The organism is Hyphomicrobium sp. (assembly GCF_009026145.1).
Lineage (GTDB): Bacteria > Pseudomonadota > Alphaproteobacteria > Rhizobiales > Hyphomicrobiaceae > Hyphomicrobium_A.
This window is the reverse complement of the sequence record NZ_WBUE01000006.1, coordinates 40,665-65,035: the sequence shown is the minus strand read 5'-3', so window position 1 is coordinate 65,035 and position 24,371 is coordinate 40,665. Positions and strand designations below refer to the sequence as shown.

Here is a 24,371-nt window from a genome sequence, read left to right as displayed (position 1 = left end):
GCCGACGAACTGGATTCGCGGGATTCGATGCGCTATACCGCGCCCCACATGCGTATCGTCAGCTCCTCCCAAGACCTCACCCAAGCCGTCCGGCGTCTTTCGACCAGCGACTTCGTCGCCGTCGACACGGAATTTCTGCGCGAATCTACGTTCTGGCCGCAGCTCTGCCTCATCCAGATCGCTTCCCCGGAGGAGGCGATGATCATCGACCCCATGGCGCCGGGCATCGACCTTGCCCCGTTCTGGGAGCTGATGGGCGAGGAGCGCGTGGTCAAGGTGTTCCACGCCGCGCGTCAGGACATCGAGATCGTCTACGCCCGCGCCGGCATGGTGCCGCGCCCCGTGTTCGACACGCAGGTGGCGGCGATGGTGTGCGGGTTCGGCGAGAGCGTCTCCTACGTCAACCTGGTCAAGAACGTCACCGGTGTCGACCTCGACAAATCTTCGCGCTTCACCGATTGGAGCCGGCGGCCGCTGTCCGACAGGCAGCTCGAATACGCGCTCGGCGACGTGACGCACCTGCGCGAAGTCTATCGTCACCTGAAGGCCGACATCGACAAGGCGGGGCGCCTCGACTGGCTCAACGAGGAGATGGGCATCCTCACCGACCCGAAGACGTACGAGTCGCATCCCGAGGAGGCCTGGCAGCGCCTGAAGCTGCGGGTGAAGAACCGCAAGGCGCTGGCAGTGCTGATGGAGCTCGCCGCCTGGCGCGAGCGCCTGGCGCAATCGCAGGACGTGCCGCGCTCGCGCATTCTACGCGATGAAGCGCTGTACGACATCGCCAACCAGGCGCCGACCTCGTCGGAGCAGCTCAGCCATCTACGCACGCTGAGCGAAGGCTTCTCACGCTCGGCGCGGGCCCGCGACATCATCGAGGCGGTGAAGCGCGGGCTCAGCCGCGATCCCAAGTCGGTGCCGGCGGTCTCGCGCGGGGCGCAGCTGTCGGCCGAGTCGACGGCGCTCGTCGAATTGCTGCGCGTGCTTCTGAAGGCTTCTGCGGCGCGCCATCGCGTGGCGCCGAAGCTGATCGCCAGCTCGGAGGATTTGGAGCGCATTGCGGTGGAGCCCGATCCCGACATTGCGGCGCTCAAAGGTTGGCGGCGGCGGCTGTTTGGCGAGGATGCGCTGCGCCTGAAGCGCGGCGAGATCGCGCTGACGCTCAATGGCAGCGAGGTGGTGCCCATCGCCACCGCGAAGGTCGGCCGCGAAGCCGCTCAGTAGTCCGTCGGCAGCGGGCGATGGGCTCATCGTCCGCGCTAGTCATGGCCGCTAAGGCGGCCATGACGGGCTAGGCCGAAGCATTACGCGCGAAGCACTGTCGCACGCGCAAACGCCCACTGCTTCTTACTTGCGGCCGGGGTCGTAGCGGTTCTTCTGCCGCCACTCGGAGAAGAAGTAGGCGAGCGTGTCGTCGACCGTCTCGGGCAGCACGATCTTGACCGTGACCAGTTGATCGCCGGCTTCGGCGCGGCCGGCGCTCTTGACGCCCTTACCCTTCAAGCGGAATACGCGCCCCGAGCTCGTACCCTTGGGGATGGTGAGCTGCACGCGCCCCGAGATGGTCGGCACCTCGACCTTGGCGCCGAGCACCGCCTCGTCGATGGTGATCGGCACCTCCACGAGGATGTCGTCGTCCTCGCGCTTGAAGAGCGCGTGCGGGCGCACGCGGATCTCGATCAGTGCATCGCCCGGCTCGGCGCCGCCGGCGCCGCGCTGCCCTTTGCCCTTCAAGCGCAGCACCTGACCGTCGGTGACGGCCGCCGGCACGTTGAGGTCGAGCGTGCCGCCACCGGGCAGCGTCACACGCTTGGTGGCGCCGGAGGCCGCCTCGAGGAAATCCACCTCCAGCGTGTAGCGGACATCATGCCCCTTGGAGACGAAGTTGGGTCTCCCACCAGCCCGCGAGCCGACGCCGCCGAAGATGTCGGAAAAGATGTCGCCGAAGCCGAACTCGTCGAAGGGACCGCCCGCACCGGCGCCAGCACCGGCGCGTGCGCCGCGCGCATAGTGCCGAAAGCCCGCATGGCGCGGCTCGCCGCGCCCGTCGATCTCGCCGCGGTCGTAGGCGCGGCGCTTCTCGGGGTCGCCGAGGATTTCGTAGGCCGAGGACACCTTCTTGAAGCGTTCCTCGTTACCCTTGGAGATGTCGGGGTGTAGCTCCTTGGCGAGCTTGCGGAAGGCGCGGCGGATGTCCTCGTCCGAGGCGCTTTTGGGCACGCCCAGGGTGGCATACGGATCATCGGCCATTGCGCAAACGTCCTGTCCCCAACGCCGGCCCCCCGCGACCAGCACGCCTCAGTTTAGCAGGAAATATGGCGGCGACAGGCCGCCGGCAATGGTTGCTCACCGGCCGATGCGGATTTCCGGCACCTTCTCCACGAGCTGCGCCAGCGTTTCGAAGCGGCGGCGCAGGCGCTCGCCGTCGAGCCCGGCGTACGACTTGGGGATGGTGAGGACGAGCTTGTCGCCGTCGTAGCTGAGCGGCGTCTCGTCGATGACGCCCGGAACCCCGACTGACAGCATGTGGGCGGTGCGCACCGCGGCAGCGACGATGCGCGCCCGCTTCTGGGCGCGCTTGGACATGAGGCTTTTCAGCCGCTCCGACAGCTCCGCGGCGTGCTCCTGGCTGGCGCCGACGTGGCGGTAGAAGATGGCAAGCGCCAGAAACACGCGGCCCGGGTGGTCGATGCCGGACAGGCCGGCGTGCGCCAGGAGGTTGAGGCTCTGCTCGCCGCGGTAGTCGGGATGCTCGCGCCAGCCGATGTCGGAGATGAGGCAGGCAGCATAGCGCAGGCGGCGCTCCTCGGGAGTCTCCTTAGGGCCGGGCGGCTCGAACAAGGGGTCGGTCCACTTACACAGCTCCCAGGCGTGCTCGACGGAGCGCGAACGCAGGCTGGCGTACTCGGCGCAGAACGACAGCAATGGATCCTTGCGGCGCTCATGCGCCGGGAGCAGCGAGTAGATCAGACCCTCGCGGATGCCGAAGATGGAGAAGATGACCTCGCTCGGATTGAGCGTCTTTAGGAGCCGCTCGAGCACCAGGGCGCCGTAGGGGAGCACCTCGCGCCGCGCCTTGGCCAGCTCGTCGAAGCCCGACATGCCGGAGAGCTTCTTGGTCTTGCGCAGGAACTCGCAGAAGGCGATGGCCTCGAGCGTCGGGATCGCGTAGCCGTGCGTGACGTGCAGCGGATAGTTGGTCTGCTCCATGTGCAGACGCGCGATGGCCCGCCAGCTTCCGCCGACGGCATAGAACGGGTGCCCCGCGCCCTGGCTCAGCCACGGCACCTGCGCGATCGCCTCGTCGATCAGCGGCTGCGCCTTCTCGATCTTGTTGCCGGTGGCATCGATGAGCCGCAGGCCGCCGACGGGCAAGGTCGAAGCCTGCTTCAGGCGATCGGAGGCGATGTCGATCAACTCGAGACTGCCACCGCCGAGGTCGCCGGCAACGCCGTCGGGGGCAACGAAGCCCATCATGATGCCCTGGGCGACGAGCTTGGCTTCCTTCTCGCCGGACAGGACCTCGATGCGAATGCCGAGCGCCTTCTCGGCGCGGGCGATGAACTCGGCGCCGTCCTCGGCCTCGCGCACGGCGGCGGTGGCGAAGGCGCGCACGTTCTTCACCTCGAGGATGCGGGTGATGGAGCGGAAACGCGTAAGCGCGGCCAGCGTCCGCTCGATGGCCTCGCTGCCGAGCCGCCCCGTCGAGGCGATATCGCGCCCGAGGCCGCACAACACCTTTTCGTTGAATACCGGCGTCGGCGCGCGCACTGCGCCCTCGTAGACGACGAGGCGCACGGAGTTGGAGCCGATATCGATGACCCCAATGGGCTCGAGCTCGTGAACCCGGCTCTGCTCGCCGAACAACCGCTCCAAGCTGGTCAAATGCAGCCCCTGATCCGTCTCTTGGCGTCAGTCTTTGGCAAGCATGCTGAAGCGAGGCGGGAAGTTCTCCTTGAGCGCCTGCCCTCGGCCCGAGAGGCTCGGGTTGGTGAGGAAGTATTGGTGGGCGTTGAAGGCTTCTTCTCCCTTGGCCGGATGAATGCGCTCCGAGGACCCATCCGACTCTATGCTCCAGCTCTGCTGGTTGTCCTTGAGGTTGGCGACCATGATCTGATCCAGCACTTGCTCGTGCACGGTCGGGTTCATGATCGGCACCATGGCCTCCACGCGACGATCGAGGTTGCGCGGCATCATGTCGGCCGAGCTGATGTAGACGGCTGCTTTCGGGGAAGGCAACCCCTGGCCGCGCCCGAAACAGTAAATGCGCGCGTGCTCGAGGAAGCGGCCGATGATGCTCTTGACGCGAATGTTGTCGGAGAGCCCGGGGATTCCCGGCCGCAGGCAGCAGACGCCGCGCACGACGAGATCGATTTCGACGCCCGCCTGGCTCGCCTCGTAGAGCATGGAGATGATCTGGCTGTCGACGAGGGCATTCATCTTCATCCAAATCGCCGCCGGCCGCCCTGCTTGGGCGTGCTCTATCTCTTCCCGGATATGTGCGACGATTCGCTGGCGGATGCCATGCGGGCTGGCTGCCATCGCTTCCAGCTCGGCCGGCTCGCCGTAGCCGGTGACGAAGTTCAAGATGCGCGTCACGTCGCGGGCGATGGCCGGATCGGTGGTGAACAGCGACAGGTCGGTGTAAACGCGCGCCGTTTGCGGGTGGTAGTTGCCGGTGCCGATGTGGCAGTAGCTCGTCAGCTCCGAGCCTTCGCGGCGCACGATGATGCCGAGCTTGGCGTGCGTCTTCAATTCGATGAAGCCGTAGACGACGTGCACGCCGGCATTTTCCAGGTCGCGCGCCCAACGAATGTTGGCCGCCTCGTCGAAGCGCGCCTTCAATTCGACGACGGCGGTGACCGACTTGCCGGCCTCCACCGCCTCCTTCAGCGCCTGCACGATGGGGCTGTCGCGCGAGGTGCGATAGAGCGTCCACTTGATGGCCATGACGTTCGGGTCGGCGACCGCCTGGCGCAGGTACTGCACGACGACATCGAACGATTCGTAGGGGTGATGGACGATGATGTCCTTCTTGCGCACGGCGGCGAAGCAATCGCCGTTGAACTCGCGGATGCGCTCGGGGAAGCGGCTGTTGAAGGGCTTGAACAGCAGGTCAGGCCGGTCGCCGACGATGAGCTGCGCGGTGTCGGCGAGAGCCAAGAGGCCGTCCTTGACGAACACCGCGTCCTCGCCGACCTCCAGCTCCTCGACGACGAACTTCTTCAGCCGGTTCGGCATCGCCGCTTCGAGCTCGAGGCGGATCACGTGGCCGCGGCGGCGACGCTTCAGCGCCGATTCGAACGAGCGCACCAGGTCCTCGGCTTCCTCCTGGATCTCGATATCGCTGTCGCGCAGCACCCGGAACGCGCCCTGGCTCTTGATCTGAAAGCCGGGGAACAACTCGGAGATGAAGAGGCCGATCATCGTCTCCAGCCGGATGAAGCGCAGGTCCTTGTGCTCGGCATCGGTGCCGCCGAGGCGGATGAAGCGCTCGAGCTGTCCGGGGATGGGGATGAGGCCATTCATCGCCTTAGAGTCGCTTTCGCGCAGCATCTCGACGGCGATGGTGAGACCCTTGTTGAGAATGAACGGGAAGGGATGCGCCGGATCGACGGCGATGGGGGTCAGAATGGGGAAGATGTGGGTGAGGAACAGGCGCTGCAGCCAGCTCTTCTCGGCGGGCTTCAAATCGCCCGGCTCGAGGATGTGAATGCCGGTTTGCGCCATCTCTGCCTTGATGGTGCGCCAGCATGCCTGCTTGTCGGCGACCAGGCCGGCGGCAAAGCGGTTGATGGCGCGCAGCTGTTGCGCCGGGTTGAGCCCGTCGTTCGACAGCGTCTGCACGCCGGCAGCGATCTGGCCGTAGATGCCGGCGACGCGCACCATGTAGAACTCGTCGAGGTTCGAGGCCGAGATCGACAGAAAGCGCAGTCGCTCGAGCAGCGGGTGGCGCTCGTTCTGCGCCTCCTCGAGGACGCGACGGTTGAACTGCAGCCACGACAGCTCGCGATTGTAGAAGCGGGCCGGCCCCTGCGGCGGCGGCTCGATCGCCTCTTTGCGTACGACTGCCTTCTCGCGCACCTTGTTCCTCGCGCTCGCCATCTGATTATCCTCGCCGCCGCCCATCGATTGAGCGGAGGAACGCTAGTGTGATGATCGAGAAATTCGCCATCATCAACGGCGCGGTGTCGAGCGAATTTCTCGATCTGGATCACACTAGCAAGTCTATACTTTCTAGTGTCCCTCATGATTGCGAAGTTCGCTCCTCGTCCCGGCCGAGAACTCTGGCGAACTTCGCAATCGGGACACTAGGTCACAAATATGACATGCTCGCCACGGCGGGCGTTGAAAACTTGTTATTCACGGCTCTCGCCAAGGCTAGCGAGCGCCTCTGCAGCCAGCGGCCGCGTCACCTTCCGGTGCTTAGCGAGCGCCAGCCGGTCGACCGTAGCGACGACGCGATTGGCCGCTGCCATCGACCGCTCCATGCGCACGCTCAGGTAGTCGATCACGGCCGGCTCCACATTCAGCTGGCGATCGGCAAACAGCTTCACGAGCACCGCCTTGAGGAGGGCCTCGTCCGGCGGCTGCACCTCCACGATGGGCAGCGCGCGCAGGCGCGAGCGCAGATCGGGGATGCGGAATTGCTGCTCGCCCGGTGGAATGCGCGAGGTGAGCAGCACCGAAAGTTTGCTCTCGCGGGCGCGGTTGAGCAAGTGGAAGAGGGCCTTTTCATCGGCGATGCCGCGGTCGAGGTCCTCGACGACGAGGGCTCCACCATCGCTGAGGCAGGCAACGGCGGCGTCATCCAGCGCGCCGGCGGAGAGCAGCGCGGCGGCGGAGCGCAGGCGCCACACATTGGCGAGATGGCTTTTGCCCGACCCTTGCGGCCCGGCGACCATGGAGGCTGGATGCGGCCAGTTGGGCCACCGGTCGATCATTTCGACGGCGGCGGCGTTGGAGCGGCTGACAAGGAAATCCTCCGCCCCCAGCGCTTGCCGGTGGGCGAGGTCGAAGACGAGCTGGCGCGGAGAGGCGGTCATGCCAACGTGTGATCGCGGATGATTACGGCGAAACTGGCTTCTGCAGCGGCGGCGCCGAGTTGGCCGCTGTGGGCGGCACCGGCGCCGGCGGCTCGCCCGGCGCAACGCCACTATAGACGGGGCTCGCCAGGTAGATCTTCAATGCAAAGCGCACCAGCACGCCGATCGCCGCGGCGATGGGAACCGCCACCAACACGCCGACGAAGCCAAACAGATAGCTGAACACGAACAGCGAGAAGATCAGCCACACGGGATGCAGGCCGATCTTGGAGCCGACGATGTTTGGACTCAAGAAGCCGGCGTCGAGCACCTGCGCGATGCCGAAAATGGCGATGACGGTGAGGATCGGCACGGTCTCTGGCCAGAACTGCACGATGGCGATGATAGTCGCCGTGATGAGGCCGAGCGCCCAGCCGACGAACGGCACGAAGCTCATCAGGCCGGTGGCGAGCCCGACGAGCAGGCCATAGCGCAACCCCATCGTGCCGAGCGCCACCGCATAGTAGACGGCGAGCACGAGGCACACGGTGCCTTGTCCGCGGATGAAGGCGGAGACGGCGTCGTTCACCTCACTGGTGAGGCGACGGATGGTGGGCGCGTGCGCGCGCGGCAGCCACGAGTCGATCTTAGCCAGCATCGGGTGCCAGTCGATCAAGACGTAGAAGACGACGAGCGGCGTGACGAGCAGCAGCGAGAGGAAGTTGAACAGTGCGCGTCCCTGGCTCCACAGCGATCCGGCGATGTAGCCGGCAAGGCTCGTCATGTTCTCGGCCAGGGTTTGCGAAGAACGGTCGAGGCCGGCCTCGAATTCCGGATAGTGCGTGCCGAGCCGCTCGCGTGCCCACGTCTCGACAAGGGCGCGCAGGCGCGTGATCTCGTCGGGTAGCGCGACGGCGAACTGCTGCGCCTGGGTGAGCAGCAGCGGCACGAGGAAGATCAGCGCCACCGCGATGAGACATCCGAAGGCGGCGACGATAACAGTGGCGGCGACGCCGCGCGGCAGCCCCCACTGTGTGAGCCGATCGGCGGCCGGATTGAGGAAGTAGGCGATGACGATGCCGGCGACGAACGGCAGGATGATGCCGCGCAGCAGCGCGATGAGGAGCACGAGGACTATCGCCGCGGACAGCCAGAACAGCACCTGACGTTCGACGCGCATCGCTTCGAGCCCCCTCGGCCCGCTGGCCAACCCCGGCGTCGCGGCAGGATCAGCCGCGCGCATCCGGCGATTCATATCCGGACATATGTAGCAGCCAACTGTGCAAATAGGCAGCCAGCGAAGCGACAGTGAGCGCGCCGGTGAGCCAGACAAGGATGAAGCGCGGCCAGGCGAGGCCGAGGCCGAAGCCTTCGTCGGCCAGCACCGTTCCCGCCAGCACGATCTGCGCCACCGTGTTGGCCTTGGAGACGATGAGCGGGCGGATGCGTACCGGATTGCCCAGCACCCACGACAGCATGACGGCGATGACGATGAGGATGTCGCGCGAGACGACGGCGACGACCAGCCACAGCGGCAGCTTGCCGTCGACGCCGAGGGCGAGAAAGATGCTGACGATCAGCAGCTTGTCGGCCAGTGGATCGAGATAGGCGCCGAGCTCGGTCTGCCAGCCGAAGGTCTTGGCGAGGTAGCCGTCGACGGCATCCGAGATGCCGGCAATGATGAACAGAAAAAAGGCGACCTCGGTCTGGCCAGTTATGAGCAGCCAGAACACCACGGGGACGAGGATCACCCGCACCAGCGTGATCAAGTTGGGAAGGTTCAACGCCCGGTCCACGTGCCGTCCATCCGCTTCGGCCAGCGTAGTACACGCTAGCGCCATCTTGTCCCGCCGCTTGTCGCCGCTGCGTTTGCCTGGTGCCTAGTAGGCCGAGCGAAGAATGAGCCGGTCGGTGCCATTTTCCAGGGCGAGGCCGTGCCCGTAAAGGGCCGAAGCGAGCTCGCTGGCGCCCCCCGGGTAGCGCAGGGTCAGATCCGCCCCGCGCGCCGATTCCGCCTCGATGCGCATGTCCTCGACACCCGGAAGATTGAGGAGCTGGCGGCGCATCTGGCTCCATTCGGCGAGGCTCTGGTACTGCGCGCGCATGGATACCTGCGTGCCGCCGCCGGAAGAGGACGAGGAATAGGCGGGTGAATAGGCCGACCCCGCGAGCGGCGGGACCTTCCGCGCCTTCCAGCGGCCTTCGAGCACGCCCAAGCCGACGACGGCGGCGAGCTCCATCGCGTAGGCGGTGTCGCCGTCGAAGATGCGGTAGCTGCGGCGCAGGGTGAAGCTCCCGACGGCATCGATGCCGGACAGCGTCACGGTCAGGCGCTTGGCTGCCGGATCGGGATCGGCGATGGCAAGCACGACGTAGGGTGAGGAATATTCGGAGGCGAGGATGCGCTCGGCGCCGCCGCCGCCGTCGACCGCCAGCTTCAGGGTATCGGGATGGATCTGGCTCTTTACCGGCTGCAGGCCGAAGGGAGTCAGCGTGTGCTCGAGGTCGAGCCCCTTCCATGATTCTGTCCAGGTGCGAACGGCAGCACCAGCATCGATAGTGCCGTCGGCGTTGCGCACGACGGGCACGACTATGATCTCGCGCGCCTGCTCCTCGACGAAGGGGATGCCCTCCTGCTGCAGGACGGCGCGCACGCTATCGGGGCGGAAGGAAAAGTCGAGGCTGGCGATGTAGCGGGTCGAGGAGTTGCGCTCCGAGCGCACGGCGACGCCTTCGAGGAAGCCCGAGGCCTTGAGGCCCGAAAGCCGCTTCAAGCGATCGTAGTCGGTGACGGGCACAAGGCGCTTCAGGAGTGAGCGGAAGGCGGCCTGCTGGCCATCGGCCAACGCCTGCTTCTTGGCCGTGACGGCGTTGGCGGCCTGCGCGTCCACGGGATAGTTGGCGACGGTGAACACCTCATCGTTGCCGGCGGCGAGGGCACCCGGCCCGATCAGGATGCCGGCCAGCATTGCACACAGGAAGCTAAGTCGAACAGGCCGCACGCGCCTTATCCCTCCCCGGGGCCGCCCTTGCTATGAGCCCAGAATCGCCGCGAGTTGCCCTTCGCCCACCGAAGCTGCTAGGACGCCGCATCTCCCGCAGGCAAAGGGGGCAAAAGTTGGGTTCCAAGGTCACATGACAGAGCCTGATCGGGAACGCAACCCGGCCATCACCTACCGCGACGCCGGCGTCGATATCGACGCGGGAAATCGCTTGGTGGAGCTGATCAAGCCGCTCGCCCGCGCAACGCGCCGGCCGGGGGCAGACGCCGATCTCGGCGGCTTCGGGGGGCTGTTCGACCTGAAAGGCGCGGGTTTCCGCGACCCCGTCCTCGTTTCGGCCACCGACGGCGTCGGCACCAAGCTCAAGATTGCCATCGACACCGGACAGCACGCCACCATCGGCATCGATCTCGTCGCCATGTGCGTCAACGATCTCGTCGTGCAGGGGGCCGAGCCGCTGTTTTTCCTCGACTATTTCGCCTGCGGGAAGCTCGACGTGGAGACTGCGCGCGTAGTTGTCGGCGGCATCGCCGATGGCTGCCGGCAGGCCGGCTGCGCGCTCATCGGCGGCGAGACCGCGGAAATGCCTGGCATGTATCAGGCCGGCCACTATGACCTCGCCGGCTTCGCCGTCGGCGCCGTCGAGCGCGGCGAGATCCTGCCGCGCAGCGACATCCATGTGGGCGACGTGCTCATTGGGCTTGCCTCCTCGGGGGTGCATTCCAACGGCTACTCGCTGGTGCGCCGCCTCGTTAAGGAGAGCGGGCTCGCCTGGGAGGCGCTGGCGCCGTTCGAGCCGGGCAAGAGTGTGGCTGAAGCGTTGCTGGCGCCGACGCGCATCTACGTGAAGCCGGTGCTGGCGGCGATCGAAGCGGCGGGCGGCACCGACGGGGCGGTGAAGGCGCTCGCCCATATCACCGGCGGCGGCTTGTCGGAGAACGTGCCGCGCGTGCTGCCCGAGACGGTGGCGGCACGCATCGATCTTGCATCGTTCGCGGCACCGGCGGTGTTCGGCTGGCTGGCGCAGACGGGACACCTTTCCGACGCAGAAATGCTGAAGACGTTCAACTGCGGCATCGGCATGGTGCTCATCGTCGCCAAGGGGGAGGCGGAAGCGGTCGTGCGCACGCTGCAGGAGGCGGGCGAGGCGCCGTTCCTCATCGGCGAGATCGTGCCGCCCGGAGGGGCGCGCTCGGAGGCCAAGGGCAAGGGTGATACCTGGGCCGTGCAGTACACGGGCGCCCTGCGCTACGCGTGAAGCCACAGGGCCAGGGCAGCCTCAGGCGCGGTCGAGCGGGCCGTGATCGTCGCAGTGATTGCCATGCGGGTGATGCAGATGCCCGTCGACCAGATAGTCGACATGGTCGCCGTGCGGCACCGCCTCATGTCCGCAGCCGGGCCCATGCACGTGGCCCGGGGCGTGTCCGACGCAGCGATGGTCGGGCGTGCAGCGGTCGGGGTTGCGCGTGGAAACCTCGATCACGTGCTCGTCGACATGGTCCTCGTGCGGGTGGTGCAGGTGCCCGTCGTGCAGGTAGTCAACGTGCCCATTGTGGCGGACGGCCATATGCCCGCAATTGGGCCCGTGCTGATGGGTGTGATGGGCGTGGTGCTGATTTGTACATCCCGGCATGGCTGGCCTCCCTGTGCTCGGCGACGCAAACGGCGTGGCCAGCATAGCCTCACTCACCCGATCCGGCCACGGCATTGCATTGTGGTTCATCCTGGGCTGTTATCCGCCGGGCCGCATGCTATGCCGCGGCCATGAGCACAGCAAAAAAGCGAGTCGGCATCCTCATCTCCGGGCGCGGCTCCAACATGATGTCGCTGATCGCCGCGGCGCGCGCAGCGGGCTATCCCGCCGAGATCGTGTGCGTGCTCTCCAACCGGCCGGAGGCCGAGGGGCTGCTCAAGGCGGCAGGCGAAGGGCTGCCGACGCGCGCCATCGATCATAAGGGCTTTGCATCGCGTGAAGGCTTCGAGGCCGAGCTCGACAAGGCCCTCGCCGACTTCGGCGTCGAACTCGTCGCCTGCGCCGGCTTCATGCGCAAAATGACGGCCGGCTTCGTCGAGCGCTGGCGCGACCGCATGCTCAATATTCACCCCTCGCTATTGCCGGCCTTCAAGGGCCTCGATACGCACGCCCGCGCGCTGGCGGCGGGCGTCAAGCTGACGGGGTGCACCGTGCACCTGGTGCGCTCGGAGGTCGATTCGGGGCCGATCATCGCCCAGGCGGCCGTGCCGGTTCTCGACGGCGACACGGCCGAGAGCCTCGCGGCGCGGGTGCTGGAGGCCGAGCATCGGCTCTATCCCCACGCACTTTCACTTTTTGCTTCCGGGGCCGCATTGGTTTCGGGCGACATGGTGAACATTCGGCAAGCGTCGATTAACCAAGCAAAACCATTGTTTTGGCCGCCGCTCGAGTGAGCCATCGAGCGTTGCCGCAGATCAGCGGTCGAGCGCCAAAATGAAGCGGAAACGCGTGGTCGCATGGACACTTGCGACCGCCGGGTGGTACTTAGTCTTCAGCCTTGGGGGAGCCGGCTCGGCCGTGCAAGGTATCCACACGGGCCCGCCCGTTGCCCAGTTTACAACCCGTTGGCTGGATTAGGCATAGAAGAGCGTTTGAACGGCCTTCTCGCCGGGAGAGACGTCATGACCGCGACGGCAAAGCCCACACCCGCTGCTGAAGCAGAAGCCCCCAGCTACGCGCAGGGCCTCGGTGAAGAATCGAGCATCTGGTTCAAGCTGACACCGCTTCTGAAGGGCGGCCTCGACAACCCCCTGCACATCATCATGCAGATGGCCGAACGCTACGGGCCGGTGATCCCTATCAACCTCGCCAATCAGCGCATCGTGCTGCTTTCCGAGCCCGAGCACTTCAAGCACGTGCTGGTCACCAAGGCCGACGCTTACATCAAGTATTTCGACGGCTTAAAGCCGATCTTCGGCAAGTCGATGATCACCAACGACGGCGTGCTCTGGCAGAAAATCCGCATGCCGCAGCAGCCGGCGTTCCACCCCGACATGTTCGCCGAGTACATCCCCTACTTCCTGGCGGCCATCCGCACCAAGATGGGGCTGTGGTCCGACATCGCCAAGTCGGGCGAAACCATCGAGATGGTCGAGCAGACGTGGACGCTCGCCGCCGACATGATCTGCAAGGCGCTGTTCGATCGCGACATGCCGTTCAATCCGCACTTCGTGTTCAAGTGCGTGAAGACATACACCGACGTCATGAACCACAAGGAGATCCGCCTCAAGAAGCAGGCGGGCGAGGTGTTCGAGATCACGAAGGAGGACGCCGCGAAGGCGATGGAGGTGTGGGCCAGCGTGCCGCCGTCCGTCATCGCCGCTGACCCGCGCGAGGAGCGCGAGCGCACGCTTTTGAAGATGATCGAGGCGGCGGTCAACGACCCCAACATGCCGGAGTTCAACCAGCAGCAGGCGGTCGACGAATTGAAGCAGTACCTGTGGGCCGGCACCGAGACGACGGCGCTCACCCTCGCCTGGGCGCTATACGAGACGGCACGCCACCCAGAGGCGGCCGAGCGCATCCGCAAGGAAGGCGAGCAGGTCTACGGCGACCGCGAACCGACGGCGGCGGACTACTCGGCGCTCGCCTACACGCGCGCCGTCATCCAGGAGACGATGCGCATCTATCCGCCCATCTGGGGCCTCATCCGCGTCGCCAACGAGCACGACGTGATCGACGGCAAGGAGATCCGTCCCGGCGACCGCGTAGTGCTGTTCGCCTACGGCGCGCACCACAACCCGCGCTTCTGGGAGGCACCCGAAGAGTTCCGCCCCGAGCGCTGGATGGGCGGCGGCGCCAAGAAGCAGGTGAAGTATTCCTACCTGCCGTTCGGCGGCGGCAAGCGCTCATGCATCGGCGGCGCCATGAGCCAGGTGGAGAACACGCTCGCCCTGTCGCTCTTGCTGCGCCGCTTCCGGCCCGAGTACGTCGGCAACGATCCCGCAGGCATCAACGCCACGGTGACGCTGACGCCCAAGGGCGGCCTCAAGTTCAAGATCCGCGAGCTGAGCTAGGACCAGATCATCCCAGCGTTTGCACGACGCGGCGCGGAAGAAGCGTTCGCGCGCTGCGTTGCGGATGGACCGCCTTCAAATGACCTGCAGCTCGGCGAGGCCCTGCGCCGTAATCACGACGCCGAGCACGAGGACCATCGCCGCCGAGGCGTAGGGCGCCCAGCGTGCGAAGCGGTCGAGACCGAACTGCGCCAAGGCTCTAGCACCCCAGGATGCCAGCACGCCGACCGCGATCAACGTCAGCGCAAGACCGATGCTGAACGCGGCCACCATGATGACGCCGAGCGCGTAGGCCTTCTGGTGAAAGCAGGCGAGCAGAACGGCGAAAGCGGCCGGACAGGGCATGAGGCCGCCGGTGAAGCCGAACCAAGCAATGTCGCCGGTTGTGACCGAGCCCTTCGCCAGCTGCTGCTTGAGCTCGGCGGCGTGGGCCGCGGCATGGGCATCTGCGTCGAGATCGTCATCCGCATGATGATGGTCGTACCCGCCGGGATGAGCGCGGTGGTGTACATGCCGATGACCCGCCCCGAAGTCCAAGCGCGAGAGGATGCGTATGGCCAGCGCGACGAGGAGAAGGCCGCCGACGAGAAGCAGCCATGGCTCGGCGTTCTCCAATACCGCCGTGTCCTGCAGCTGCCAGGCGGTGATCGCCAACACCCACACGACGATAGTGTGGCCCACGGTGGCCGAAACGCCGAGCAGCGCCGCCTGCGCCGCCGTGCCGTGGATGGCGACGATGAAAGCCGCCATCATCGACTTCGCGTGACCGGGCTCGAGCGCGTGCAGCGCCCCAAGCGCGAGCGCCACCGGCAGCAGCAGGATCGCATTGGCGGCGCCGGACTGGATGAGCGCGGCGATGTCGGGCATCGATGCCTCACAGGTGATTGACGAGCCCCGAACTTGCGAAGCACCGCTCGATCCGTCTTCTCTCCGATGGCAACCCCGTCGTCGAGCAGTGCTCGGTAGGATCGTAAATCGGCTACGTCTGGCTCTGCGGAGTGCATGCTCCACGCCGTGGAGCCGTTGCGCAAGAGCCAGAGGTGGTTTCATTTGCCTCGATCACGCCAATAAGCGAGCGCAGATGGGCCTCGGCGCGCTCAAGGCACATGATCTTAGGGGGATGACTGGCGTGCTGGGACGCATCTGAATGCAGTGGCTGATCGAGCTGCAACATTGGCTGTATGGAGGCATGGCGCAAGGCCTCAAGTCGGCCGGCGACGTGACCGCGCTGCCGGCGCTGCTCGCCTCGGCCGTCCTCTTCGGGGCTCTGCACGCGCTCATGCCCGGACACGGCAAGAGCGTGCTGGTCTCCTACCACCTCGGGCGTGAGGGCAGAGTGGGCGAAGGATTGCTCACCGGCATGGTGCTCGCCCTCACCCACGTCGGCTCGGCGGTCTTGTTCATCATGGCGGGCATTGCCGTCATCAGCCGTACGCTGGCGGCTGGCGGCAGAGCGCCGGCATTCGAGCAGGCGAGCGCCGCGCTCATCGTGGGCGGGGGCATCTTTCTGCTTTGGCGATCGCTGCGACCGCATGAGCACGCCCACCCCGGCGATGGACGCGTCCTGGCATTCGTCACCGGGCTCGTTCCCTGTCCGCTGACAACCTTCATTCTGACCTACGCCATTGCCAAGCATCAGCTCGCGGTCGGGTTTGCCGCCGTCGGCGCCATGACGATCGGCGTCATCGCCACACTCGCAAGCTTCTCCGTGGCCGCGGTGCTTCTGCGCGGCAGATTCATGCATCTCGCGGCCCGAACCGAATCCCTGCGGCTCCGTATCGGACACGGCTTCGAGATGGCCGGCGCCGCCGCCATCGTTGTGCTGGGGCTGGCGATGCTCGCCCGTTGATGCCGCCCCGGCCGGGCTCAATCCCGCCCGCACGGGCCGCCGGGTTGCGCCACCAAGCCGCCCCGTCGTTGACCTCACGCAATGACCCGCCGATGCTGCTGCCTCTTATTGACGGGGACAGAGCCGGAGGAGTGTCGATATGCATTCGAGCGCCCAACTGAAGCGAACCATCGCCCTCAGCCTTATCGCCGGAGCTTCCATTGCCGGCTTGGCGCTATCGGCCGGCTCGCTGCGCGCGCAGGTGCATCCGGACGCCAAGACCGGCAAGCAGATCGCCGAGAAGCTGTGCGTAGGTTGCCACATCGTCGGGGCTGAGGCGGCGGGCGCCGCGGTGCCGGCCGACGTGCCGAGCTTCACGACCATAGCCAACAAGCCGGGGCAGACGGCACAGGCGATCGCCGGCGCCATCGTCATTCCGCACCCGCCGATGCCGCAGATCGAGCTGACGCGCGAGGAGATCGGCGACGTTGCCGAGTACATCCTGACGCTGCGCACCACACCCTAGCGGAATACAGAGCCCAGCCCGCCGAGTAGAGAAGCCCCGCGTGCTTGCCCCGCCGTATGATGCAAGCGGCGCAGGTTGCCGCGCAGCACCTTCATGGCGATCGCGGGGGCCAACAGCGCCGCCGGCGGCGCCAGCAAGTTGGCGACCTCGAGAAAGCGCACGCCGAGACTGGCGTCGAGCGCGCCGGCGCGGTGCAGCCAGCGGATGTACCAACTCAGCATGCGTCCCGACAGCGTGCGTTCCCCTTTGACGAGGGGGTGCTCGAGGTCGCCGCCGACGGCGATCTGCCAGGGCGTGTCGACGATCTTGGCGGCGGCGCTGAAAAAGCGCGGCGCCAGCGGGCCGGTGGCCGACGCGAGGCAGTCGCGCAGGGCCATCGCCTCGAGGATGGCGGCGGCCATGCCCTGGCCGTAGGCGGGATTGAACGAGCACAGGGCATCGCCGGTCACCAGATAGCCGGCGGGAAAGCGCGGCAGCCGCTCGTAGCGTCGGCGCACACTGGCTGGAAAGCGGAAACCACGGAAGGGCGAAAGCGGCTCGGCGTTGGCGACGATGTCGGCGATCTCGGTCACGGGCAGCGAGCGCGCGAAGGCATCATAGCTCTCCTGGTCGGCCGGCGGATTGCCGCCGAAGTAGCCGCCGAGGCTGACGATCCAGCGGTCGTCCTCCTGCGCCAGCGCGACGCCGAAGCGGTAGCGCGGCGCGCCGCCGCGCACGGCCACCACACGCTTGCCACCGGCATCACCAGAGCGGCGGCGGTAGAGGCGCGTCGTATAGCCGATGCCGACCTCGACCTCATCCACGGACGGCGGCTCGAAGCCCAGCTCTTGCAGCCAGGATGGGCTGCGCGAGAAGCGCCCCGAAGCGTCGACGACGAGATCGGCGGCGAGGATCTGGCGACCCTCGCCGACGTCGATCTCGAGCCCCGTAACGCAATCGAGACGCGAATCGAAGGTGGGACCACGGACCTCGCAGCGCTCGAGCAAGCGCACGTTGCGGCGCTCCATGAGGCGGCGGCGTACGAGCCCTTCGAGCATCGGGCGGCTGACAAGAAGCCCGATCAGTCCGCTCGGCGCCGCGGCGAGGCGGACGCCATGGTTGAACCACACACTGTCAGCGAAAAGATCGGATTCGATCGCGCCCGCGGCGACGAGCTCGGCACCAAGACCAGGGAACAGGGTTTCCAGCGCCTCACGGCCGCGCGCCAACAGGGCGTGGGCGTGCAGGCCCTGCGGCACGCCTTTGCGAAACCGTGCATCGGCGGGAAGAACGTCGCGGTCGAGCACGGTCACGCGCGCGTAGTGCTCGGCCAGAACGCGGGCGGCAGCGAGGCCGGCCATGCTGCCGCCGACGACGACGGCGTGATCTCGGGCACCGGGCATAGGGCGGGACATGCGGCGTTCTCCCTCGTTTTCTTGACGCGGTTGCCACAAGCTACGGGGCAGCTCACCTCTGGGTTTCGCGCTGCGGTCTGTCGGAAGCAGGCGAGACAGGCCACGCCGGCGCGCGGCCGCCTCGATCACGCCTAGAGGTAGCTCCACCACCATTCGCTGCGGCTGCGCTTCAGTTGCGCAAACCAGCGACACAGGGGGTAGAGGGCGGCGACGACAACGAGCCACGCGACGTAGACGCCCGGCAGGGCAAATCCGAAGCCGGGCGGCTTGGCATCCGGCAGCGAGCCGAACAGCCAAGCAGCGTCGCCAAGCGTCAGCGCTGCCACGACCACGGCGAAGGCGTGGATGAGAAAGATGTGCGCCACGTAGTAGAGCAGCGGCACGCGGCCGAAGGTCGTGATGCGCCGCGCGAGGTCGCCGCGCGCTCCCTCGAACACGGCGAGCAGCATCAGCGCCGGGCCCAGCGTCATCATCAGATAGAGCAGCGATGGCGGATACTTCTCGACATTCAGCATCGACAGCACGCTCGCCAGCGCATTCCCCTGCACGGCCCACGGAGCGGGGTCGCCGTAGACGTTGCTAAGTCGCAGCACCAGGAAACCGACGGTGATCGTCGCGCCGAGCGTGAGCAGCAGGCGCCGGCGCTCGAGGGCCGGAAGGGCGAAGGCCGGCCCCAGTACGTAGCCGGCCGCCATGACGCCAGCCCAGGGAATGAGCGGGTAGAGCGCGTAGAGCTGCATCCCCGGTCCCAGCGTGAGGAGCTTCGGCTCGTGGAGGAAATTCCACACCCAGCCGGCCGCGCCGAAGTCGGCGGCATGAATGCCATCGAGCAGGTTGTGACCCGCTATCATGCCGATGCCGATGGCTGCGATCGCCGCGCGCGGCAACCACACGAGCCCGGCGAGCACCACCATCGAGGCGCCGATGGCCCAGATGACCTGGGTGACGAAAAAGTCGAGGCCTAATCCGAACGTCCAGCCGAGCCGCACGACGGTGAACTCGAGTACCATCAGCCAGAAGCCCCGCGTCAGAAGAAAGCGGCTGATCTCGCCCGTCGACCGCCCGCGCGTGCCGTAGAGGTAGGCCGACACGCCGGCCAGCAGGATGAAGATCGGGGCGCAGAAGTGCGTGATCCAGCGCGTGAGGAACAGGGCCGGATCGGCGACGTCGCGCGGATTCATGCCGCTCGAGCCGAAGAAATCGCGCGTGTGGTCGAGCGCCATGAGGACCATGACGAGGCCGCGCAAGAGATCGATGGAATCGAGGCGCGGGCGCGCGATGCTGCCGACCTCGACGCGGGTAGCGGTCGGCGCCGGAAGCGGCAGCGGCCAGGTGCGCGCAAGGGTATCGTATTGAAGGCTCATGACGACCTCGTGGTCCGCAATGCCACCGCGGTCAGATACGTGGCACAGACCAATCAGGTGTCACCTGAGCCAAGGAGGCGTGCTGTTCCCGTGGGAACAAGCGCGCTAGGTCGCTCTAGCGCAATACGCCGCTGCGGCCCGGCACGAGGTAGCGCAGCTTGACGACCCCGTCGGGAAACGCCTCGATGCCGTCGAAGACCAGCGTCGGGCGGCGACTGAGGTCATTGAGCAGACTGAGGCCCGAGCCGAGCAGCACCGGGACGAGGAAGATCTCCACCATGTCGACGAGACCTTCTTCCAGCGCCGATTGCATGGTGACGGCACCGCCGACGATCCAGATGTCGTTGCGCGTCGTCTCGCGCGCCTGCTGCAAAGCGGCCTTGATGCCGCGCGTGTTGGTGACCACGCCCTGCGGCACGTCGCCGAGGCTCGACGACGAGAGGACGTAGACAGGCTTGCCGGCGTAAGGCCAATCCTCGCCGATGGCGAAGATCAGCTCGTAGGTGCGCCGCCCCATGATGAGGGCGCCGACCTCGGAGATGAATTTGTCATAGCCATAGAGGCGGGCGTCGTACGGCGCCAGCCAGTCAACGCTTCCCTCGCGGTCGGCGATGAAGCCGTCGAGACTGGTGGCAACGTAGAACCTGACGCGCGCCATGAGGAGGGTACCCCCGCGACCGCGTTAGGAGATCGCGGCCTCAGCCGACAATTTCGTTCGTCTTGAAATTCAATGCAATCTCGCGTGCGGCGGAGGCGGCACTATCGGAGCCGTGCACCGAGTTGTGGGCCTTCGACTTGGCGAAACGCTTGCGAATGGTGCCCCTTTTTGCTTCGCGCGGATCGGTGGCGCCCATCAGCTTGCGGTACTTGGCGACGGCGTCCCCGCCCTCCAGCACCTGCACGACGATCGGCCCCGAGGTCATGAAGGCGACGAGCTCGTCGAAAAAAGGGCGGCCCTTGTGCTCGGCATAGAATTTCTGCGCCTGCGCCGCCGTCCAGCGCACGCGCTTTTGGGCGACAATGCGCAAACCCGCTTTTTCGATGAGCGCATTGATCGCTCCGGTCAGGTTGCGCCCAGTGGCATCCGGTTTAATAATGGAAAGAGTTCGCTCGATGGTCATCCCTCGGCCTCTGGTCCGGTTTGGATTTTTCTTGAATTGCGGCGCCTTATAGCGGGGCCGCGAAACCTCAGCAAGCCCGCCAAAAGGTCGCCGTGGAGTACCGGGACCCGCGCCCGTGCGGCCAATTGACGAAGCGGGGTGCGGCGAACCACATTGGCGCCATGCAAAAAGGCCAGCGTAGGCCAGGGTGCTGCGCGCTCGGTGCCGTCGGCTCCCCGCAATGATACGAGAATTCCATGACTGGCCAGCAGGCTGACATTCAGTGGTATATCGCGCGTGAAGGCAAACAGCACGGCCCGCTGTCCGACGTCGAAATGCGCACATTTGTCGCGCAAGGTCATCTAAAGCCGACCGATCTCATTTGGCGCCCCGGGTTCGCCGATTGGCGTCCTGCGCCGGCGGTGTTTCCATTTCAGCAACCTGAGGCGGCCCCCGCACAGCCGCGACCGACGACGCAAGGGCGCCGCGCCGAGCCGTCGCGGGGCCCGGGAGCACCGGCCGCCGCAGGCGGGCAGCCGACATTCGAGCCCAATCGTATCCGCGTCGCGCGAGGGTCTGATGACAGCCGCTCGTCGGGAGCAAGGCGGGCGCTAGGCATCCTGGCGTTGCTCGCGCTGCTCGGGGGCGGCGGCTGGTATGCGTGGCAAAGCGGGGCGCTGGACAGCCTGCGCGACCGGCTGACGACGTCGAAGGAGGGCGAGCAGGTGCCGACCGTCGCGGCGCCGGACGCCTCCACCCCGCCGGCGCCCGAGGCAACGGCACCGGCTGCTTCCTCCGCCGAGGTCGATGCCGGCGCGCAGCAGCTCGATTCCAAGTTCGAGAAGATGGCGGCGTGGAGCGTCGTCAAACGCGAGTTCCCGGATTGGTACGGCGAACAGCTCCGCCAGGCCGCCAAGCTGTCGGCCGAGAACCAGCCGGAGACGGCGGTCAACAAGCATCTGGCCGAGGCGCTCGTCGCGCTGCGCCGCCAGCATGCCAACGACGCACTCTCCGCCAGCACCCCGCGCCTGAAGGATGTCGCGACCGCGTTCCTCAACAACCTCAAATCGCTCGCCAACAAGAGCGTCGGCGCCTGCTACGGCTTCATCTCGCAGGGCGAGACCTCGCCCGCCGTTCTCGAGGTGCTGCAATCGCCCGATCAGGGTGCCGCGGTGCAGGCGCAGGTCGCCGCCATCTTCGAGGCCATCGCCGACGGCCGCAAGTCGCCGACCCCGCACGACAAGGCGGTCAAGGCCGACTACGACATACTGGTACAGGAGCTGACCAAGCTCGGCTGGAAGGAGAACGACCTACAGGTGTTCTCCAATCCGACGCTGCTCTCGCGCGAGCCCCCCGAACGGGTCTGCCAGATGGTGCAGGACTGGTTCAACGCCCATCTCGCCGTGGCCGACCAAGGGACGCAAGAGCGATTGCTGGTCGAGACGCTGAAGCCCGTCGTCTCAGGCTGAGCAACGCGCATGCTGGCGGCCGCCATCAAAGTCGCCATTACCGCCGTGCTGGTGGTGGCCATCTCCGAGGTGGCAAAGCGCTCATCGCTACTCGGCGCCGTTCTGGCGTCCATTCCGCTGACCTCGGTGCTGGCGATGGTCTGGCTCTATGCCGACACCGGCGACGCGCACAAGGTCGCCGACCTGGCAACGGGAATCTTCTGGCTGGTGCTGCCGTCGCTGGCGCTGTTCATCGCGCTGCCACTGATGCTGCGCGCCGGCTGGCCGTTCGGCCTGAGCCTCGCGGCGTCGAGTGCTCTCACCGTTGCCTGCTACTTCCTGATGCTCGCCATCCTGAAACGCTTCGGCATCGCGATTTGAGCTTCCTCACCTGCCATCCCAGAAGCCGTCATGGCGAAGCGTCACGGCGCAGCCGTGCTCCGCACGGACCTTCGCATGGACGCGCTAGCCGAGGCTATCCGGACCCAGGTAAGAATCGTCGAAGACACAACGAAGCGCCTCCGGCGAGCCTCTCCTGGGTCCCGGGTCGCGCTCGGCTGAGGCCTCGCTCGCCCGGGATGACAGTAGTGGCATTGCGCGACGGTGACAGGGCGGGGAAGAGCCGCTATGCCGTCGGCCCATGCTGCATATCAACGACCTCAGCTACCGCATCGAGGGGCGGCCGATCTTCGAGGGGGCAACGGCGGGCATTCCGACCGGCCACAAGGTGGGCCTCGTCGGCCGCAACGGCGCCGGCAAGACGACGCTGCTGAAGATCATCGCCGGCGATCTTTCCCCCGACATGGGCTCGATCACCATGTCGCGCAACGCCCGCATCGGGCACGTGGCGCAGGAGGCCCCGGGGGGCGAGGAAAGCATTATCGCATGCGTGCTCGCCGCCGATAGCGAGCGTGCGCGCCTGCTCGAGGAAGCGGAACATGCCAGCGATGCGCACCGCATCGCCGAGATCCATGAGCGTCTCTCCGATATCGGCGCGCACGCGGCGCCGGCGCGCGCGGCGCAGATCCTCGCCGGCCTCGGCTTCGACGAGGAAGCCCAGCAGCGCCCGTGCCGCGCCCTATCGGGCGGCTGGCGCATGCGCGTGGCGCTCGCCGCCGTGCTGTTCCTCGAGCCGGAAATCCTGTTGCTCGACGAGCCGACCAACTACCTCGATCTCGAAGGCGCCATGTGGCTTGAGAGCTACCTGCGCTCCTATCCGCACACGGTGGTCATCGTCAGCCATGACCGCGACCTCTTGAACCGCGCGGTAACGGCGATCCTGCATCTCGACCGCGGCAAGCTCACCTTCTACTCCGGCGGCTACGACGACTTCGAGGAAGCGCGGCGCGAGAAGCAGCGGCTCGAACTCAAGCTCAAGAAGAAGCAGGACGAGGAGCGCCGCCGCATCCAGGTGTTCATCGACCGCTTCAAGGCCAAGGCGACCAAGGCGGCGCAGGCGCAGAGCCGCGTCAAGGCGCTGGCCAAGATGCAGCCGATCGCGGCGCAGCTCGACGAGCGCGTCAAGCCGTTCCATTTGCCGAATCCCGCCAAGGCGCTCGCCTCGCCGCTCATGCGGCTGGAGGAGGTGGCGATCGGCTATGCGGCGGACGCCCCCGTTCTGGCGGGTCTGAACCTGCGCATCGACCAGGACGACCGCATCGCCCTGCTCGGCCAGAACGGCAACGGCAAATCGACCTTCGCCAAGCTCATCGCCGGCAAGCTGGCGCCGCTCGGTGGCAACCTGTTCGGTGCCAAGCGCGTCGATGTCGGCTACTTCGCCCAGCACCAGCTCGACGAGCTGAGCCCGGGCAAGACGCCGTACGACCACATGCTGGAACTGATGCCGGAGGCGACCGAGGCGCAGCGCCGCACGCGGCTGGGCACCTACGGGTTCTCGGTCGACAAGGCCGATACTAAGTGCGCCAACCTGTCAGGCGGCGAGAAGGCGCGCCTGCTGCTGGCGCTGGCCGCCTTCCACGCCCCGCACCTGCTCATCCTCGACGAGCCGACCAACCACCTCGACGTCGACAGCCGCGAGGCGCTCGTTCACGCGCTCGCCGAGTACGAGGGCGCCGTCATCCTCATCAGCCACGACCGGCACCTGATCGAGGCGTGCGCCGATCGGCTTTGGATCGTGCGTGGCGGCACGGTGAAGGCGTATGACGGCGACATGGACAGCTATCGCGCCGACCTGTTGGCCGAGCGCGGCGCCGGAACGCGCACGAAAAACAACGGCGCGCGCAACGAGGCGGGACGCAACGCGCGCGCCGACCAGCGGCGCGCGGCGGCCGACCGGCGTGCGGCGGTGGCGCCCCTGAAGAAAGCCATGCAGGGGGCGGAGAAAGAAGTGGAAAGGATCGGCGCCGACATCGCGCGCCTTGATCGCCTGCTCGCCGATCCGCAGCTCTATGCGCGCGATGCACAAGCAGCGCAGAACGCCGCCATCGACCGCGGGCAGTTGGCCAAGCGTCTCGCAGAGGCGGAAGAGGCTTGGCTCGCCGCCAGTGAAGCCTACGAGGCCGCCAATGCCGACGCGTCCGACGCTGCGGATGCGTAAGGCGCGAGGATCGCGTGACGAATTCGTGACAAGTCAATTCTGCGCGATATGCACATAAAAATATGTTTTTGCGCGCC

General features: G+C 66.6%; 22 protein-coding genes. 9 read left to right on the top strand and 13 right to left on the bottom strand.

Annotated features, from left to right (window positions below; genetic code table 11):
* Positions 1–48 precede the first annotated feature (48 nt).
* Entirely contained in the window at positions 49–1,224 is a 1,176-nt protein-coding gene (gene rnd, locus F9K20_RS07055; RefSeq protein ID WP_290999144.1) for a ribonuclease D, read from the top strand.
* A 123-nt stretch (positions 1,225–1,347) separates the two neighbouring features.
* Here the strand turns inward: rnd and F9K20_RS07050 are convergent, their stop codons facing one another.
* The 7 genes from F9K20_RS07050 to F9K20_RS07020 form a co-directional block, all read right to left on the bottom strand.
* Positions 1,348–2,250, bottom strand: coding sequence for a DnaJ C-terminal domain-containing protein (locus F9K20_RS07050; RefSeq protein ID WP_290999141.1), 903 nt, complete (start codon positions 2,248–2,250; stop codon positions 1,348–1,350).
* Positions 2,251–2,346: 96 nt separating this feature from the next.
* The gene (locus F9K20_RS07045) at positions 2,347–3,885 is read right to left on the bottom strand and encodes a Ppx/GppA phosphatase family protein (protein ID WP_290999138.1); all 1,539 of its coding nucleotides are present in this window, start codon (positions 3,883–3,885) and stop codon (positions 2,347–2,349) included.
* A 27-nt stretch (positions 3,886–3,912) separates the two neighbouring features.
* The gene (locus F9K20_RS07040; protein ID WP_290999135.1) at positions 3,913–6,105 is read right to left on the bottom strand and encodes an RNA degradosome polyphosphate kinase; all 2,193 of its coding nucleotides are present in this window, start codon (positions 6,103–6,105) and stop codon (positions 3,913–3,915) included.
* A gap of 254 nt (positions 6,106–6,359) precedes the next feature.
* Complete coding sequence (locus F9K20_RS07035) at positions 6,360–7,046, bottom strand: DnaA/Hda family protein (protein WP_290999132.1); 687 nt, start codon at positions 7,044–7,046, stop codon at positions 6,360–6,362.
* Between the two features lie 22 nt (positions 7,047–7,068).
* Positions 7,069–8,205: an AI-2E family transporter gene (locus F9K20_RS07030; protein ID WP_290999129.1), complete on the bottom strand. Its 1,137-nt coding sequence runs from the start codon at positions 8,203–8,205 to the stop codon at positions 7,069–7,071.
* Positions 8,206–8,254: 49 nt separating this feature from the next.
* Complete coding sequence (locus tag F9K20_RS07025; protein ID WP_290999481.1) at positions 8,255–8,809, bottom strand: CDP-alcohol phosphatidyltransferase family protein; 555 nt, start codon at positions 8,807–8,809, stop codon at positions 8,255–8,257.
* 96 nt (positions 8,810–8,905) lie between these two features.
* Positions 8,906–10,027 (bottom strand): DUF2066 domain-containing protein, encoded by a 1,122-nt coding sequence (locus tag F9K20_RS07020; protein WP_290999126.1) that lies wholly within the window; start codon positions 10,025–10,027, stop codon positions 8,906–8,908.
* Positions 10,028–10,160: 133 nt separating this feature from the next.
* On the opposite strand from F9K20_RS07020, the gene purM reads away from it, so the two are divergent.
* Positions 10,161–11,285: a phosphoribosylformylglycinamidine cyclo-ligase gene (gene purM, locus F9K20_RS07015; protein ID WP_290999123.1), complete on the top strand. Its 1,125-nt coding sequence runs from the start codon at positions 10,161–10,163 to the stop codon at positions 11,283–11,285.
* A gap of 21 nt (positions 11,286–11,306) precedes the next feature.
* On the opposite strand, the gene F9K20_RS07010 is transcribed toward purM, so the two are convergent.
* Complete coding sequence (locus tag F9K20_RS07010; RefSeq protein WP_290999120.1) at positions 11,307–11,660, bottom strand: hypothetical protein; 354 nt, start codon at positions 11,658–11,660, stop codon at positions 11,307–11,309.
* A gap of 131 nt (positions 11,661–11,791) precedes the next feature.
* Here F9K20_RS07010 and purN point away from each other — a divergent pair, with 131 nt between their 5' ends.
* Positions 11,792–12,454, top strand: coding sequence for a phosphoribosylglycinamide formyltransferase (gene purN, locus F9K20_RS07005; RefSeq protein WP_290999117.1), 663 nt, complete (start codon positions 11,792–11,794; stop codon positions 12,452–12,454).
* A 228-nt stretch (positions 12,455–12,682) separates the two neighbouring features.
* Positions 12,683–14,077 carry a cytochrome P450 gene (locus F9K20_RS07000; protein ID WP_290999114.1) on the top strand — a complete coding sequence of 465 codons (1,395 nt, stop codon included), beginning with the start codon at positions 12,683–12,685 and terminating at the stop codon, positions 14,075–14,077.
* A 75-nt stretch (positions 14,078–14,152) separates the two neighbouring features.
* Here the strand turns inward: F9K20_RS07000 and F9K20_RS06995 are convergent, their stop codons facing one another.
* Positions 14,153–14,944: a nickel/cobalt efflux transporter gene (locus tag F9K20_RS06995; RefSeq protein WP_290999111.1), complete on the bottom strand. Its 792-nt coding sequence runs from the start codon at positions 14,942–14,944 to the stop codon at positions 14,153–14,155.
* Positions 14,945–15,224: 280 nt separating this feature from the next.
* Between F9K20_RS06995 and F9K20_RS06990 the strand changes: the two genes are divergently transcribed.
* Together F9K20_RS06990 and F9K20_RS06985 are read left to right on the top strand one after the other, a co-directional pair.
* A complete protein-coding gene (locus tag F9K20_RS06990; protein WP_290999108.1) occupies positions 15,225–15,926 on the top strand; it encodes a hypothetical protein in 702 nt (233 codons plus the stop codon).
* A gap of 139 nt (positions 15,927–16,065) precedes the next feature.
* Complete coding sequence (locus F9K20_RS06985) at positions 16,066–16,431, top strand: cytochrome c (protein ID WP_290999105.1); 366 nt, start codon at positions 16,066–16,068, stop codon at positions 16,429–16,431.
* Here F9K20_RS06985 and F9K20_RS06980 read toward each other — a convergent pair.
* The 4 genes from F9K20_RS06980 to ndk all read right to left on the bottom strand — a co-directional run bounded on the left by F9K20_RS06980 (position 16,428) and on the right by ndk (position 20,310).
* Positions 16,428–17,825, bottom strand: a complete 1,398-nt coding sequence (locus tag F9K20_RS06980; RefSeq protein ID WP_290999102.1) for an FAD-binding monooxygenase — start codon at positions 17,823–17,825, stop codon at positions 16,428–16,430. The genes F9K20_RS06985 and F9K20_RS06980 overlap by 4 nt on opposite strands.
* 131 nt (positions 17,826–17,956) lie before the next feature.
* Positions 17,957–19,189, bottom strand: a complete 1,233-nt coding sequence (locus F9K20_RS06975; protein ID WP_290999099.1) for a DUF1624 domain-containing protein — start codon at positions 19,187–19,189, stop codon at positions 17,957–17,959.
* A 115-nt stretch (positions 19,190–19,304) separates the two neighbouring features.
* Positions 19,305–19,847 (bottom strand): dihydrofolate reductase family protein, encoded by a 543-nt coding sequence (locus tag F9K20_RS06970; RefSeq protein WP_290999096.1) that lies wholly within the window; start codon positions 19,845–19,847, stop codon positions 19,305–19,307.
* A gap of 40 nt (positions 19,848–19,887) precedes the next feature.
* Positions 19,888–20,310, bottom strand: coding sequence for a nucleoside-diphosphate kinase (gene ndk, locus F9K20_RS06965; RefSeq protein WP_290999093.1), 423 nt, complete (start codon positions 20,308–20,310; stop codon positions 19,888–19,890).
* Between the two features lie 236 nt (positions 20,311–20,546).
* Here ndk and F9K20_RS06960 point away from each other — a divergent pair, with 236 nt between their 5' ends.
* From F9K20_RS06960 to F9K20_RS06950, 3 genes are all read left to right on the top strand, one after another.
* A complete protein-coding gene (locus F9K20_RS06960; protein ID WP_290999090.1) occupies positions 20,547–21,758 on the top strand; it encodes a DUF4339 domain-containing protein in 1,212 nt (403 codons plus the stop codon).
* A 9-nt stretch (positions 21,759–21,767) separates the two neighbouring features.
* Positions 21,768–22,118, top strand: a complete 351-nt coding sequence (locus F9K20_RS06955; protein WP_290999085.1) for a DUF3147 family protein — start codon at positions 21,768–21,770, stop codon at positions 22,116–22,118.
* A gap of 259 nt (positions 22,119–22,377) precedes the next feature.
* A complete protein-coding gene (locus tag F9K20_RS06950) occupies positions 22,378–24,294 on the top strand; it encodes an ABC-F family ATP-binding cassette domain-containing protein (RefSeq protein ID WP_290999082.1) in 1,917 nt (638 codons plus the stop codon).
* Positions 24,295–24,371: the final 77 nt, after the last annotated feature.

Bases quoted from the DNA above. Each gene is read 5' to 3' on its own strand.
- F9K20_RS06980 (WP_290999102.1), bottom strand. From the start codon at position 17,825: ATGTCCCGCCCTATGCCCGGTGCCCGAGATCACGCCGTCGTCGTCGGC.
- F9K20_RS07010 (WP_290999120.1), bottom strand. From the start codon at position 11,660: ATGCCGGGATGTACAAATCAGCACCACGCCCATCACACCCATCAGCAC.
- F9K20_RS06960 (WP_290999090.1), top strand. From the start codon at position 20,547: ATGACTGGCCAGCAGGCTGACATTCAGTGGTATATCGCGCGTGAAGGC.
- F9K20_RS06955 (WP_290999085.1), top strand. From the start codon at position 21,768: ATGCTGGCGGCCGCCATCAAAGTCGCCATTACCGCCGTGCTGGTGGTG.
- F9K20_RS06975 (WP_290999099.1), bottom strand. From the start codon at position 19,189: ATGAGCCTTCAATACGATACCCTTGCGCGCACCTGGCCGCTGCCGCTT.
- purM (WP_290999123.1), top strand. From the start codon at position 10,161: ATGACAGAGCCTGATCGGGAACGCAACCCGGCCATCACCTACCGCGAC.
- F9K20_RS06950 (WP_290999082.1), top strand. From the start codon at position 22,378: ATGCTGCATATCAACGACCTCAGCTACCGCATCGAGGGGCGGCCGATC.
- rnd (WP_290999144.1), top strand. From the start codon at position 49: ATGCGTATCGTCAGCTCCTCCCAAGACCTCACCCAAGCCGTCCGGCGT.
- F9K20_RS06990 (WP_290999108.1), top strand. From the start codon at position 15,225: ATGCAGTGGCTGATCGAGCTGCAACATTGGCTGTATGGAGGCATGGCG.
- F9K20_RS07050 (WP_290999141.1), bottom strand. From the start codon at position 2,250: ATGGCCGATGATCCGTATGCCACCCTGGGCGTGCCCAAAAGCGCCTCG.
- F9K20_RS07030 (WP_290999129.1), bottom strand. From the start codon at position 8,205: ATGCGCGTCGAACGTCAGGTGCTGTTCTGGCTGTCCGCGGCGATAGTC.
- purN (WP_290999117.1), top strand. From the start codon at position 11,792: ATGAGCACAGCAAAAAAGCGAGTCGGCATCCTCATCTCCGGGCGCGGC.
- F9K20_RS07000 (WP_290999114.1), top strand. From the start codon at position 12,683: ATGACCGCGACGGCAAAGCCCACACCCGCTGCTGAAGCAGAAGCCCCC.
- F9K20_RS06985 (WP_290999105.1), top strand. From the start codon at position 16,066: ATGCATTCGAGCGCCCAACTGAAGCGAACCATCGCCCTCAGCCTTATC.
- F9K20_RS06995 (WP_290999111.1), bottom strand. From the start codon at position 14,944: ATGCCCGACATCGCCGCGCTCATCCAGTCCGGCGCCGCCAATGCGATC.
- ndk (WP_290999093.1), bottom strand. From the start codon at position 20,310: ATGACCATCGAGCGAACTCTTTCCATTATTAAACCGGATGCCACTGGG.
- F9K20_RS07040 (WP_290999135.1), bottom strand. From the start codon at position 6,105: ATGGCGAGCGCGAGGAACAAGGTGCGCGAGAAGGCAGTCGTACGCAAA.
- F9K20_RS07035 (WP_290999132.1), bottom strand. From the start codon at position 7,046: ATGACCGCCTCTCCGCGCCAGCTCGTCTTCGACCTCGCCCACCGGCAA.
- F9K20_RS06970 (WP_290999096.1), bottom strand. From the start codon at position 19,847: ATGGCGCGCGTCAGGTTCTACGTTGCCACCAGTCTCGACGGCTTCATC.